11 protein-coding genes are annotated in these 15,026 nt (G+C 42.6%); 5 read left to right on the plus strand and 6 right to left on the minus strand.

The window, feature by feature from the left end; genetic code table 11:
• Nucleotides 1–32: 32 nt before the first annotated feature.
• Complete coding sequence (locus tag AAC147_RS09050; RefSeq protein ID WP_047680293.1) at nt 33–671, minus strand: CatB-related O-acetyltransferase; 639 nt, start codon at nt 669–671, stop codon at nt 33–35.
• 933 nt (nt 672–1,604) lie between these two features.
• Here AAC147_RS09050 and AAC147_RS09055 point away from each other — a divergent pair.
• From AAC147_RS09055 to AAC147_RS09070, 4 genes are read left to right on the plus strand one after another with little or no spacing between them, the layout of a single operon-like run.
• On the plus strand, nt 1,605–2,735 hold the full coding sequence (locus tag AAC147_RS09055; protein WP_047680295.1) for a LuxE/PaaK family acyltransferase: 1,131 nt from the start codon (nt 1,605–1,607) through the stop codon (nt 2,733–2,735).
• Between the two features lies 1 nt (nt 2,736).
• Nucleotides 2,737–5,172 (plus strand): acyl-CoA reductase, encoded by a 2,436-nt coding sequence (locus AAC147_RS09060; protein WP_047680297.1) that lies wholly within the window; start codon nt 2,737–2,739, stop codon nt 5,170–5,172.
• A gap of 15 nt (nt 5,173–5,187) precedes the next feature.
• A complete protein-coding gene (locus AAC147_RS09065; RefSeq protein ID WP_231571366.1) occupies nt 5,188–6,438 on the plus strand; it encodes a phenylacetate--CoA ligase family protein in 1,251 nt (416 codons plus the stop codon).
• Nucleotides 6,439–6,450: 12 nt separating this feature from the next.
• Nucleotides 6,451–7,440 carry a GNAT family N-acetyltransferase gene (locus tag AAC147_RS09070; RefSeq protein WP_052189445.1) on the plus strand — a complete coding sequence of 330 codons (990 nt, stop codon included), beginning with the start codon at nt 6,451–6,453 and terminating at the stop codon, nt 7,438–7,440.
• Here AAC147_RS09070 and AAC147_RS09075 read toward each other — a convergent pair.
• From AAC147_RS09075 to AAC147_RS09095, 5 genes are all read right to left on the minus strand, one after another.
• Nucleotides 7,437–8,213 carry an APH(3') family aminoglycoside O-phosphotransferase gene (locus tag AAC147_RS09075; RefSeq protein ID WP_047680299.1) on the minus strand — a complete coding sequence of 259 codons (777 nt, stop codon included), beginning with the start codon at nt 8,211–8,213 and terminating at the stop codon, nt 7,437–7,439. The genes AAC147_RS09070 and AAC147_RS09075 overlap by 4 nt on opposite strands.
• A gap of 519 nt (nt 8,214–8,732) precedes the next feature.
• On the minus strand, nt 8,733–10,352 hold the full coding sequence (gene pckA / locus AAC147_RS09080) for a phosphoenolpyruvate carboxykinase (ATP) (RefSeq protein ID WP_047680301.1): 1,620 nt from the start codon (nt 10,350–10,352) through the stop codon (nt 8,733–8,735).
• Between the two features lie 208 nt (nt 10,353–10,560).
• A complete protein-coding gene (gene hslO / locus AAC147_RS09085) occupies nt 10,561–11,433 on the minus strand; it encodes an Hsp33 family molecular chaperone HslO (protein ID WP_047680303.1) in 873 nt (290 codons plus the stop codon).
• Nucleotides 11,434–11,459: 26 nt separating this feature from the next.
• On the minus strand, nt 11,460–11,873 hold the full coding sequence (gene hslR, locus AAC147_RS09090; RefSeq protein ID WP_047680305.1) for a ribosome-associated heat shock protein Hsp15: 414 nt from the start codon (nt 11,871–11,873) through the stop codon (nt 11,460–11,462).
• A gap of 80 nt (nt 11,874–11,953) precedes the next feature.
• On the minus strand, nt 11,954–14,059 hold the full coding sequence (locus AAC147_RS09095) for an IgaA/UmoB family intracellular growth attenuator (RefSeq protein WP_047680306.1): 2,106 nt from the start codon (nt 14,057–14,059) through the stop codon (nt 11,954–11,956).
• A gap of 355 nt (nt 14,060–14,414) precedes the next feature.
• Between AAC147_RS09095 and nudE the strand changes: the two genes are divergently transcribed.
• Entirely contained in the window at nt 14,415–14,966 is a 552-nt protein-coding gene (gene nudE, locus AAC147_RS09100) for an ADP compounds hydrolase NudE (RefSeq protein WP_047680308.1), read from the plus strand.
• Nucleotides 14,967–15,026 lie beyond the last annotated feature (60 nt).

A 15,026-nucleotide genomic window follows, 5' to 3' on the forward strand; every position in this document is an offset into this window, starting at 1 on the left:
CTGTCTAAACCAGATAATACGATTATTTGAGGTCACGCGTTCAACGTATCATATAACGTAACCGCCTTTTTCAATGCATTAATATCTGAAGCACATAAAAAGCGCTTCATAGCGTCAAATTTGGCTGGTGACCAATCATAAACGTTCATAGCAAGAAGCTCATTAATAACATCTTCAGCAAAACGATATCTAATATGTTTAGCAGGGTTCCCTCCCACAATGCTATAGGGTGGAATATCACAAGTGACAACGCTATTTGCTGCAATGATAGCGCCTTCACCAATTGTGACTCCTGGCATGATCATTGCCCGCATTCCTATCCACACGCCATCATGAATATAGGTATCACCTTTGCCAATATAGGCTTCATCGATAAATTCTAAAAAAGGATAAAGGCAAAACCAGTCAGAGCGATGTGTATGGTTTCCTCCCATTAAAATAACCACTTCGGCACCAATACACACATAGTCACCAATGTATAACTTGTCTATATCCCATTTGGAAACCCAATGTCGGCTACCTTCATCGCCTTGCAAATAACGGACAACAGATTCTTCAAAACCACTGTCCCAACAATCGCTGTAATAGCTATGAGTACCTTTAATGTGTATATTCGGATTTTTTATAACATCATGAAGAAGTTGATATGTTGACCAATGTTTTTTTTGCATGGTAAATCTCATCTTAGAAATTGATTGTTACCATAGAACGCTGCCTATGGTGATGTATCCGCGTTCAAAATACATCACTCTGTGTGATTCGAGGTTGTTTCAGTAATGGGATATTCATTGTTATCTTTTAGTGCTAATTTAACGGACTGTTCAGTATGAATTGCTGTTGCAGCATATCACGAAACTCTCTATTTGTAGCCATGTCTTCTTACACCTAAGTTGCCCTGACAAGACTGGTCGTTGAAAGTTAACTGGGTTTACCCGTCGTCTTTCAAATTTCGTCTTTGTTGACTGTAATTTGCAAGACGATGAATATACCAAATAAATAGTATATCAAGGAGAATTCCTATGTATTTTATGACGATGTTTAGTTATTGCCAAATATATTAATACCACGTTTATGATGCCAGAAAATGGTAACTACTGGAGTAAAAAATAATTATTAAGGGGATATTAATAGCTAATTTAGGTTATGAATAAATACCAAAATTTAAATTAATATTTACCCAGAAAAAGAACATATTATTTCATTTAAGTTCTTAGATAAGACAAAAAAAATAATTAATGAAATAGGCATATTAAATAAAGATATAATATTATCCTTCAATACACGAAAAACATTAGAAAAATCGATTGATTATTATATTCCAGTTTGGAATAATGCGCGACAACTTAGGACTAACAGCAAACTATAAAACTAGCAATTGTACATTTTCCTAGTCAAATATCCAGTTAACATAGTTTTTAGAATAATTTTAACAGCTGTCAGCACCTTCCAACATAACATCATTCTGCAAACAAGGCTCAGGGATTAATTATTAAATCGAATAATTTATTGATATTCGATAATGAAATAAACCTATTAAAAATTATTAATTTTTACTGGGAAGTGAATCCCAAGATTGTTTTGTTCAAAAAGAATGAGTCTTAAATATGCAAAATTTAACCCATGTTAAAGCACTATGTGCCTTAGCACACCCTTATCATGTTTGTGCCGAGTATGATGCATTATTTAATGATGCTATGCGTGAATTAACGTTATACCACTGTGAACATACTCCGGGTTATGAACAGTGGCTGGCAAACAATGGCTTGGATAAACAGGCTGTCATGGCGCTGGAAGACTGGTCAAGCCTGCCACCACTATTTGCCAATTATTTTAAACGTAACCTAATAGTCAGCAATAGCACAAAGGATGCGCTGGAATTGACATCATCAGGTACAACCGGGCAAAAAAGCCGTATGCACTACGATAACAGGAGTATCACAGCGGCTCAGGATATGGTGGATCACATTTTCAATTATTATGATTGGAATACCCCCGATCAACCGTGTAACTACCTGTTGCTTAGCTATGAACCTGCTGGCTCCATTACGTTAGGAACAGCTTATACCGACCAGTTTCTGTGTAAGTATGCACCTGTAAACCGGGCTTATTATGCTTTGCGTCATAACGGTAAGAGCAATGAATTCGATCCTTTCGGGACAATCAGAACTCTTCAGGAATTCGCCGAAGAAGGGCTTCCCGTGCGTATTTTTGGCTTTCCTGCTTTCCTGTGGTTTACCCTGCAAAGAATGGAAGAGATGGGATTATCCGCTCTGAAATTACATCCAGATTCGCTAGTCTCCCTCGGCGGTGGCTGGAAGACCCATGCTGACAAAGCAATTCCTAAACTGGAGTTGTATCAACGCCTGGTAGAACAACTGGGTATTCCTGATATACGTTGTCGTGATGGTTACGGTTCAGTTGAACATCCTGTGCCTTACATGGAATGTTCTCACCATCGTTTTCACGTTCCAGTCTATTCGCGGGTTTATATACGCCATACAGCCAACATATCACGGCAACCTTATGGTGATCCCGGTTTTCTACATTTCATCTCACCTTACATCACATCCAGCCCGGCTCACAGCATTGTCATGAGTGATCTGGCTGTACTGCATCCCGGTGATAGTTGTGGTTGTGAACTGAATACAGATTGGTTTGAACTGCTTGGCCGTGCAGGTACGAGCAAAAGTCGTAGTTGTGCGATTGCCGCTTCTGAATTGATTAGGGGTTCCTGAAATGTCTTCCATTGAAACAATTAATGATCAGCTTGCTGTTGAACAGGGACAGTTAGCAAAACAAAAAATCGCAAAATTACGGGCACGTTTACCAGAATTGCTCGCACAACCTCATAGTACCGAACAGGTACTTGAGTGCGCCCAACGCTTCGCCAATCATCTTGCCAAGACAGATGATCATTTCCTTTTTGATGCTAAAACGCGTGAGGCACTTATCGACTTCTGTCAACGTGAAGCCTTACAAACTAAATTGGAGCGAGAGCTGGGGCAGGATGCTTTTTCCCTGCGCAGATTCGATTATAACCAGAATCACTACGAAGCCTGGAAACCTCTGGGGTTAGTCGTCCATATCACACCTTCCAATGCACAACTTCTTCCTTTTATGGCAGTGCTGGAAAGTTTGTTAGTCGGCAATATCAACTGGTTACGGCCAAGCAGCAGTGATAACGGATTTAGTACACAGCTTCTGGATGCATTTCTGGCTCACGATATTTCCGGCAATCTGGCAGACCGGATTGCGGTTTTGTCATTACCTGTTACACAATTGGGAGAACTGCTGAGCCAGGCCGACGCTGTTTCCGCTTGGGGGGGAGATTCTGCACTATCAGCCATTCGTACCCAATTGCCGGCAGGTTGCCGCTGGATTGATTGGGGACATCGCATCAGTTTTGCCTGGCTGAGCCCTGATGCCGTGAATAATGCCCAATTAGATGCACTGGCAGATGATATTTGTTGTTATGACCAACAAGCCTGTTCCAGTCCACAATGTTTGCTGGTCGATAGTGATGATCCGGAAGTGTTGCAAGATATCGGACAACGTATGGCAGCAGCTCTTGAACGTCGTTCTGGATTATATCCGGTATTACAGACTGACGTTCAGGAATCGGCTGAAATTACAACTCAGGTAGCTTTTCAGCGCCTTGATTTCGCATTCACCCAAGTACGTGGCAAGCTCTGGCAAGCTGATGAATGGCGGGTAATCTGGCGGCACGAGCAGGAACTGGCAGCGTCTCCTCTGTTCCGCACATTGCAGTTACGTCCGGCACCTCGTCAGCAGCTATGTTCCATTCTGCATCCCTGGCGTAACCATCTTCAGAGTTGTGCTCTGGTTGCCCGTCAGGAACATATTGCAGAAATGAGCCATACCCTGTTTGCTGCGGGAGTTAACCGTATTGCCCCTGTGGGTCAGATGCACGGCGGTTATAGCGGTGAGCCGCATGATGGCGTTTATGCACTGGCACGCCTCGCCAAACGGGTTTCTGTCAGCCTGCCTGCGGATATCTTGGCTGGTTCCGCTCACCTTGATATTCCACCATCTCGCCCGCCCGGTCTGGATAACCTGCCTGTCATAAATAAGGCAGATTTTCAGGCATTAACGCCAAATGAAAAAGGCCGCCTGTTTTTCCGCAGTGGCGGCAGTAGTGGAGCACCTAAGCTGGCCGCTTATAGTTACTCTGATTATCACAAACAAATGCAATCAGCAGCCGATGGGCTGTTCTCCTGTGGCCTTGAACCTGCTACAGATCGGGTCATGAACCTGTTGTATGGAGGAAAACTGTACGGTGGAATGATGAGCTTCTTCACCATTCTGGATAAGCTAGGAGTAACTCAATATCCGATGGGTGGCCCGACTAACGATGATTTCAGTGAAATAGCTGGTTTAATTGTTCAGCAACGCATTAATACTCTGGTCGGCATGCCAAGTACGATACACCGATTGTTCCTGAGTGAAACCAACAAACTGCGTGAATACGGTGGCGTACGCAAACTGTTTTTAGGTGGAGAACCCCTGAATGTCAACCAGAGGACTTTCCTGAATGAGTTCGGCATTACCCTGATACGTTCCGCAGTCTACGGGTCAGTAGATGCAGGTCCATTAGGCCATGGATGTGCAGCCAGTGAAGACGGCATTTTCCATTTAATGGCTGATAACCAGTGGTTAGAAATACTTAATATTCATAATGATAACCCAGTAACTGAGGGGGAAACGGGTCGTCTGATATTCACTTCCCGGCACCGCGAGGCACAATCTGTTCAGCGCTACGATTTGGGCGATCTCGGATACTGGATCGCTGAACCTTGTGCTTGTGGTCAGTTGACACCGCGTTTCCGGCTTGTTGGACGTCATGGTTCCCTGTTACGGGTCGGCAGTATTTTTATCAATCTGACTGAATTATCTGAACAACTGGAGGCCCCGGTGCAATGGCTCATCGATCATAACGATGAAGGGATCAACGGTATTCAGCTCTTCATTGAGAACCCTGATGTTGTCGCAGTTCGCGAGCACTTATTAGGTCTGAAAGAGAATGTAAAAATAAAGGAAGTGGTTGAAGGAGGGATGCTGAATCTGGAAGTTATATTTTCCCCGGCAACAGAATTTCGTCGGAATACCAATAGTGGAAAAGCCCCATTGTTCATTGACTTGCGTAAATTCTGATTAGGTGAAACGAATATGAATATAATGAAAAGCACGATATTAATTGATCTGTTTAATCATGTACGTGAGTATTCTGTTTATTACCGGACTCTTTACGAATCCGTCCCGGATAATTGGACGCTGCAAGATTTGCCACTGGTCACGCCCGGTAGTTACTGGGCCCATTCAGATAATTTACAGACTTGGCCAGTACTTACTGCTCCATTAGAAAACGGACATGTGTTTAAAACGGGGGGTTCAACCAGTGATGGTCGACTATCAGTTTTCAGTCAACAAGAGTGGAAAGCATTCATTCATTCATTTGGGAAAGCAATTACCCGCCAATTGACGCCGGGTGATCGGGTAGCCAACCTATTTTTTGCCGGCGACCTTTACACCAGTTTGCTATTCATTCATGGTGCTCTGTCTAACTCATCATTCCCTGTCGTGGAATTTCCTTTCACTTGCAAGGTTGACGATGGACTGCTGGCACATAACATTCAGCATCACAATATCAACGTGCTGGCGGGAGTGCCCGTTCAGCTCATTCGCTTTGCACAGTATCTGAAAGACAATGACCAGACATTACCGACGGTAGAAACCATTCTGTATGGCGGAGAAAGCCTGTTCGAAGGACAGATAACGGCAATGCGTCAGGTTTTCCCGCAGGCACGTTTTGGCTCAGTTGGTTGTGCCAGTGTTGACGGCGGCTTAATCGGCTTTGCTGACCCAGAATGTGAGCCGGGAGAGCACAGGGTTTTCGACGAAGATACCATTATAGAAATTATTGATGAGATTACCCATGAACCCATCACGGAGCCAGGACGCCGTGGCATGTTAGTTATCACTAACTTACAAAGAAAACTGATGCCGGTGATCCGCTATCCAACGGGTGATTTGGCTTGCTGGTGTGAGTCAGAACAGGCATGTCGTAAGTTTGCGCTACACGGACGCGCAAACCAAGGTTATCGGATCAGGATTGGTGATCTTTCACTATTTCCTGACGACTTAGCTACCCAGTTATCATCACAAACAGAGTTAATTGCCTGGCAGTTGGTACTGTCTCAAGAGGCGTCAAAAGACAAAATCAAATTGTTAGTAGCCAGCCCGCAACCAATCGATACTAAAAAAATCCACCATAACATACTCTCAGCATGCCCCGAACTGAACACTGCTCACTTCCACCAAAATATGCTGGAGATCGTTCAAACGAATATTGATGCAATGTATACCCACCCGCGTTCAGGTAAATTGCAGCGAGTTGTGGATCTGCGTAGTTATAATTGAAGGTTGAAATCTATGACTATTTTTCCTTCTGCTATCCAGATCCGCAGCTATCAATCAGGTGACGGAAAACATATCAGCAAATTATTCCGTGAAGTTTACGGTGATTCATACGTTTATCCTGATGTCTATCTGCCCAGATTGATAGATGACTATCAAACTACAGGAAGATGGTATTCAGCCTTGGCTTTTTATCAGGGACATCTGATTGGTCACGCGTCGCTTATTAAAGATGTTGTGCAGCAAAATCAGGCTGAATTAGCGTTGGTTGCTGTGTATCCGGGATTTCAAGGCAGAGGTATTGCTAAATCTTTGGGGCGCTATTTGTGCCACTATGCGAAAGAACAGCAGTATAGTTTGTTGACGATAAAACAAGTCTGTTCGCACCTGAAAAGCCAGTATTTAGCACAAAACCTCGGCTTTTGCTCGACAGCACTGATGCTGGACTATGTCGATTCGCCATTCGGGTTAGCAGAGCCTGAAAGTATTGTACAAGGTATTTTGCCTCTTAAAGCATTTCCATTGCCTAAACTGAACTGGCCACATCCCTTGCGAGACTGGGCCGACCAGATAGGACAATACGTTGGCGAATCATCACCCGATGAACAACAAGGAGAGTACTCTCTTTTTAATTCTAATCTAGTTAACTCCAAGCTCATTAGTTCTAAAATCAGTGGACGACGTTTGGAGATCACATTGTATGAGGTTGATTCTGACTTCTTATCGGAAATCATAGATTACCCTGCCAACCAGTTAATCTATTTAAGACTTCCTGCGTGTGAAGAGGCATTGAGGTTATATCCACAGTTAAAAAAAGGTGGATTTCGCTTCGCCGGGCTATGCCCTGATGTACATACAGGGTGGTTTCTGCTCTGGTTACGGGGTTATCAATCAACATCGTATCAATTTTCTGACATCAGTACACAAAACCTCTACCAAATGGAATTGGAGAAAACTACGGAGCACTCATTCCTGCATCAGCTAAGTGAGTGCATACCAGGTTAGAATAGTTCATCTAATTGCTCGAAGAACACGCGCTTGGCTGAGTTATCAAGACCGCCAAGCGTATCCAGAAATTCGCTAGCTGTACTTATCAAAACCTCTTCACGTAAGTTGCGATGAATAAATGCAATATCCAGCCAGCGATCTGCCATTCCGCCTCGGCCAAGATCAAGGAAGTACAATTCGTCATGTGCATCAACGAAGATATTACAGTCACAAAGATCTCCATGGGAAAATACCTTTTCTTCACTCGGTAACGTAGCATGAAGACGTGCCAGTAAATCTTGTGGAGTCGCTATTCCCGGCCATTGCCCAAGGTCATATTCTTCAGCACACAAATTGTTATTCAGCAAATACTCCAGTTCCTGAAGACGAAAATTAACCCCGGAGTCAAATGGACAATTGATTATGGATACAGCCTGTATCTGACGAACAGCTTCACGAAACAGTTCCAGAACAGGTTGATGAGCATTTATCCGTGTGTACAACGGCTCTCCGGGTATACAACGTGTGATCATAAACTCCCCTTCTGAATTCTCTGCAACACACACAACTTCCTGCACATTCAGGCGACCATTAAGCCAATTCAGCACTGAAGCCTCCCGCATGACACTATAAGTCGTATTTGCATAAACGATGGGAGAATACTTGAGAAAAAAGCAATCGTTACCCTGAATAAAACTATAGACACTGCTTGGGGATTCACCGATTTCATCAGGGATTAAGGCAGCATTGCCGATAAAGCACTCAATACCTTGTGGTAACTTGGGTAGCATGTATTTTCCTTATTAAAATTGAAAAACGAAATTTGATTAAAAAAACGCTTTACAAACGATATTGAGAACGATTATCATTATTATTACTTTCAGTGCACCACCTTCAGGGTCATGTGAAAGTACGACATTGCTCACATTGCTTCCAGTGTTTACTTTTATAGCCAGCAACTTCATGCTGGCTTTTTTTTGTATATAAAAAACCCCGTTATTCTTTCAACGGGGTTTATCAGTAGTCTGAGTCTTACTAAACTGGCTATTGATTTTAAAGAGGCTTAAATACGATTTTGTCTTTATTCTCCGCCTCTTTTTTATTTAGCGGCAATAAACTTTTGAATCATCTGAATCTTACCCTGACGGACAGCTTTGAAATCGATTTTATCTTTTTCATGCTTGTTTTTGCATTCGTATCGCATAACGGCTTCCACTAGCATTTTTTAACGGTATTATTTCGTTTAGTTATATCCTAATCTGAGGTGAGACCGCAGTCCCACCTTGTTTCATCCAGCTAATCTGAGTCTCTTACAGCTTAGGCCCTGCGTTTACCAATGCTACACCAGCAGCGGTATCTGTATATTTGTCGAAGTTATCAATGAAACGCTGTGCCAAATCTTTGGCTTTCGCATCCCACTCAGATTTATCTGCATACGTGTTGCGTGGATCGAGGATACCCGTATCGACGCCCGATAATGTTGTTGGTACAGCCAAATCAAAAATCGGCAATTCAATGGTATCCGCATCTTCAATATTGCCATTTAAGATAGCGTCAATAATCGCTCGGGTATCTTTGATAGAGATTCGTTTGCCAGTGCCATTCCAACCCGTATTAACTAAATAGGCTTTCGCCCCGGATGCCTGCATACGCTTGACCAGCACTTCTGCATACTGAGTCGGGTGTAATGACAGGAATGCCGCCCCAAAACATGCAGAGAAAGTTGGCGTTGGTTCTGTTACACCACGCTCTGTTCCTGCCAATTTTGCTGTAAAACCAGACAGGAAATGATATTGAGTCTGTTCTGGCGTCAGGCAGGACACAGGAGGCAGTACCCCGAAAGCATCAGCAGTCAGGAAAATGACTTTAGTTGCATGACCTGCTTTTGAGACAGGTTTAACAATATTTTCGATATGGTAGATAGGATAAGAAACGCGAGTGTTTTCTGTTTTTGAACCATCATTGAAATCAACAGTGCCATCTGCCAGTATAGTGACGTTTTCCAGTAGAGCATCACGGCGAATAGCGTGATAAATATCGGGCTCAGCTTCTTTCGAAAGGTTGATGGTTTTTGCATAGCAACCACCTTCAAAGTTAAACACGCCGTCGTCATCCCAGCCATGTTCATCATCACCGATCAATTTACGTTTCGGATCAGTAGAAAGCGTGGTTTTTCCCGTACCAGAAAGACCGAAGAAAACAGCAACATCACCATCTTCACCCACATTGGCAGAACAGTGCATGGAAGCAATACCTTTCAGTGGCAACAGGTAGTTCATCATTGAGAACATCCCTTTTTTCATTTCACCACCGTACCAAGTACCGCCGATCAGCTGCATCCGTTCTGTCAGGTTAAAAGCAACAAAGTTTTCAGAATTCAGTCCCTGCTCTTTCCATTGTGGGTTGGTACATTTCGCACCGTTCATCACAATAAAATCAGGGGCAAAATCAAAGAGCTCTTCATCAGATGGGCGAATAAACATGTTTTTGACAAAATGCGCCTGCCACGCCACTTCTGTGATGAAACGTACTTTCAGACGAGTATCCGCATTAGCCCCACAGAAAGCATCAACCACAAATAAACGTTTGCCTGAAAGCTGCTGAGTGACTAATCCTTTAAGATGAGACCAAGTTTCCTGGCTGAGCGGTTTATTATCGTTCTTACCTTTTCCCTGATCTGCCCACCATACCGTGTCGCGAGTCACCTCATCGCGCACAATATATTTGTCTTTAGGAGAACGCCCTGTGAAGATCCCGGTATCTACTGCGACAGCACCAAGATTGGTCAATGTGCCTTTCTCATATCCTTGTAAAGAAGATTTCGTTTCTTCAGAGAATAACAATTCATAACTTGGGTTATAAATAACTTCGCTTACATCACGAATACCATAAACCATAAGTTCCTGCACAGTAATGCCTGTAACGCTCATTTATTTATTGCTCCTGATCAGTTAGATTTAATCTCTATCTCTGCCAGAAATAATAAATAATTATGACTAATTAACAGCGATTGTTATCAAAAAATTGAAATTATATTATTTTTTTAGGTTTATATGAGACATAGAACACGAAATAAAAATTTTTAAATAATAAAAAGGGCGTATTTATACGCCCTCTAAAAATAAATCATAAATAGAGTTAATGTAACTGTTCTTTCTTCGCTATTTTAATTTCGTTAAGAGCTTTCTCATCAAAAATATAGTGCATACCACAGAATTCACATTCCATGTCAATTTTTCCATCTTGATGAAGAATATCTTGCAGATCCGCTTCCGGTAATGTTACCAGAGTATCAGCACAACGTTGGTGAGAGCAGGTGCAACGGAACTCAACCTGCTGAGGTTCATACAGAGTGACATCTTCTTCATGGTAAAGACGATGCAGAATTTCTTTCACATCCAGCGTAAACAACTCTTCGCCTTTGATGGTCGCAGTCAGTTGAACCAGATGGTCAAGCATGTCATCACTGCCTGCCTGTGCACCCGGCAGGATTTGCAATAACATGCCCCCAGCCGCCATTTTGTTATCCTGCATGCCAGTTCGGATAAACAAACGAGTCGGCAATTGTTCTGACTGTTTGAAGTAAGCATCCAAACATTCAGCCAGTGTCTCTCCTTCCAATGCGACTACACCTTGATAACGTTCACCTTCTGTTGGTGTAATGGTAATGACCATATAACCATTACCAACCATATCACGCAGACGACTTGCAGCATTGACATCACCATCAATGCGCGCAGTACCACGCATTTGCTGGCGGTTATTTCCATTAATGACCGCCAGCTTAACAGGCCCATCACCTTGAATTTGTACTGTGATATCCCCGTTGAATTTCAATGTGGCAGTCAACAGACTGGTAACGACCAACAACTCACCCAACAATTGCTGTACAGGTTGGGGAAAATGGTGATTCTCCAGCATTCGCTGGTAAGTCTCGCTTACAGAAACAAGTTCCCCCCTGACAGAATGGCTTTCAAATAAAAAGCGGTGTAATTGGTCATGCTTAATCATAAATCTCTCTCATTTCACTGAGACGGTTATTCCGACTCATTAAATTTTGTGTTCTTGAATTTAATCAGGGTACGCCGTTCTTTCTTGTCTGGACGGCGATCAGGATGTGGCATCGTCAATGCATTCATTTTACGAGCCAAAGCCATCTTTTCCCGATTAATGATGCTTTCTTCTGTTTCCTGATAAAGCTGTTGAGCTTCTGTGGCACTGCGCCTTTGTCCGCTCAATGCCAAAACTGTCACTGTTTTCTCATCATTGCCCTGACGCAATTTAATTGCTGCGTTCAACTCAACCAGTTTACTCGGCTTACTCCGCTGCCCATTATAATGGACTTTTCCTCCATCAATCATTTCACGCGCGATGGAACGGGTCTTGTAAAAACGGGCAGTCCACAGCCACTTATCAAGGCGAACAGCGTGATCATTGTCTGAATTAGGCATGGTTGTTTCTCTCTGTTCTCTCTGATTAAAGCTTGCTGGCTAAAGACAAATTTAGGGTAACATAGCCCGCGTGATTATCACTAATTCATCGGCGGTTGTTTCAGATTGAAACAATTGTCATAGTACTGTCTGATCCGCACAAGACGCTGACTGTTTTTTTGTTTTTTCTTAATAACCAATATGCTATTAACAATTAATGTCGCCATAATTACTGCCAAAAAGAGGCAACTTCCCAGATAACGAATCAACGTAATAGAATCAGGTTCACTATGTAACATGATATGACGAGTACCGTTTGCATCTTCAGATAACCCCGTCACAATACCTTCGGTTTCAAATGGTATATGTGTCAATATATTCGCCAGCCGTAGCAATTCTCCCCATTGTTGCAAAGCGGTGTACTCATAAAAAATGATCGGCGCAAGCGGATATTCAACCAGTGGGCGGTCTTCATCACTAATCAGCAAAACACCTCCCGGCGGAGGGCTGTTTATGAGAATACTCACTTTATCAATTTCCCGGTAAATAAATGAGGAAGTGGTGGCATCAACAAGTTTTCCCAATGCATCAGCACTCACAGAGCGTAATAATACTTTGGTTCCATTCAATTTTCCTTTTTCTGCCCGATACAAAAGATCATCCCAATCTTTGCCATTACCCAGATTAATCAGAGCATTTTTTAGACGGTTGCAATCCATGTCCTTCTGACAAAGTGCCTGAGTATTCAAAATGATTTGAGAAAAATTATCGAGTAGTATCATTCCCGACTTAGCAATCACTTCATTCAGATTGGAATTAGATTTCCGGCTATTTTCCATTGGGCGTAGTTGCTCATTAACTGTTGTGAGCAATGCTGATGCTTTATTAATAATTTCTGATTCCGGTCTGGGTAATGCGCTGCCATTATTCCAATAGACACCAAAACAGTTAAATGGAGCAAAAGAGAGTCCATTCTGACCAGGAAAAGTATCCAGCATAGGTGGCATGTAACACATTCCTGTGCCTTTAACTCTCAGTACATCCCCTTCCCGAAGTGGCATATTTAGCAGTTCATTGACGCTGGTAATAACCTTGGTATTACTGCCGTGCAGCCATGCAAAACTCAACCGCATAGATAAACTGGCGGGTTGATAAAAATACAGTAATAACATAGCTAAAACAGAAAATACCACCAACATCTGGTTCTTTCGATAACGTTGGTAGGGATAGTGTTTTTCCTCCTCATGCAACGAGAGATAACGCCCCTGTCGTACAACATGGCAACTGGAATACATATCCACATCAGTATTTTGATCAAGCTCATGAGCAAGGTATGGCTCCCAGTGAGCGGGATAAATCAGGTCAATTCCGCCCAATGAGATATTTTTTTTGTGTTCCGGCTCAAACTCACTGAAAACACCCCAGCGTTTCAATATCCCGCTAAAGCAATTTATATTCAACAAATTACGTGAAGATGGCCACCTGAAAAGTGGCCAAAAACTGGCAAGTATAAGCAGAATAGAAATCAACATTAGCCACGGCAATAAAGGTATAGGCACAAAAAGAGCCAGAAACCATAAGGAAAGCCCCATGCACATCAGAACGCCTTCCTGGATACCTGTTGAGTGGCGCAGACGATACTCTTCCGGCGTTTCCTTTCGCACATACAGCAAATTGGCATTCGAATTACCGTTCTTCTGAATTGAAGCGTGTTCCGTTTTCTTAAAATTTGGGGTATTCAGATTCTGCTGATAATCTGTCAGACAATGACCATTCACTGTAATAACGAGCGGTATCGAAGAAGTTTGAACAATGTCTACCGTATTCCGCTGATTAACAAACGGCTCAAGCATTGCAGGAAAATGTATTTCCGTTTCATCAACATAATAGCGCCAATGCTGCGCTTCTTCTGAAGCAGCGGAAAAACGGGTTATGGTATGGCTAATGGTATAAACCGTATCATTTCTGACCGGCAACGCCGGACAGCCGGACATATAGCTCCTGTCTGATTTCATTTTGGGCAGGATATTTTTCAGATAAGACTCAATAGCTTGAGATTCATCCGCACTTAGCTTGCGGCTAGCTGCTTTAGCCATCAATGACAAGTAACGCGCGTTATCAGAACGCCTCCATCTGAAAGTCAGAAAGGAAGCCATTATAGTCAGGCTAACGATAAAAATAGCCAATATAATGACTAGTGAGCTCATTTTTTCTCCACGCCCATAAAGCAATACAGAGGCTGACAAAATAACAATCTAAAGAATTACTCAGAATCAGGTTATTCCTATTCTCGCTTCCTATTTTTAATTTTATTTACAAAATGTTATATAAATTTTCTCACACCCGCTCGTAAAAAGAAGTTTTTTTGTGCAAGAGTAAGATAGTAACAAAAATACATACAAGCGATAATCGCTATCATTTACTGGCATAATCGGCCATATTAAAGCAGAGTTTGGATTCACATCCAATGTCACTACAAAAATTGTATTTCCCAAGCGCCATGAGCTGATTGGATGGATTATTTTTCAATTGACTAATGCGCAATAACCGCCAGGGGCAAGCATGATTGATCTGAAAAAGCCTAAGATATTGAATATAAGTGATATTGCCCATTCTCGTCTATTCAACATCCAGTCCGTTGATCTTGAATTCAGTAATGGTGCCAGACGTATTTATGAGCGCATGAAGCCGGCTAATCATGAAGCAGTCCTCATCATTCCGGTGATTGGTGATGAGTTACTTCTGATACGTGAGTACGCCGTTGGTATTGAGCAATATGAGTTAGGTTTTCCTAAGGGAGCGATTGATGCGGGGGAAAGTATCCTTGAAGCCGCCAACCGTGAATTAAAGGAAGAAGTAGGATTAGGAGCAAAAAAGCTTGAACTACTGACAAAACTGACGATGGCTCCCTCTTATTTTTCCAGCAAAATGAACATTGTCATTGCGCAAGATCTCTATCCCGAAAATCTGGAAGGAGATGAACCGGAACCTCTGGTGCAGGTTTGCTGGCCAATAACAGATATGATGTCACTATTGGAACATCCCGATTTTAACGAAGCCAGAAACATCAGCGCCTTATTTTTTGCACAACGATATCTGAATGAAAAACGCTAGGACTACGCTTACAGCAGGTATGTAGCAAGATGATGAAAGGGCATTAAAGATCATGATCTT

The sequence above is a fragment of the Xenorhabdus sp. NBAII XenSa04 genome, assembly GCF_963866145.1.
Lineage (GTDB): Bacteria > Pseudomonadota > Gammaproteobacteria > Enterobacterales > Enterobacteriaceae > Xenorhabdus > Xenorhabdus indica.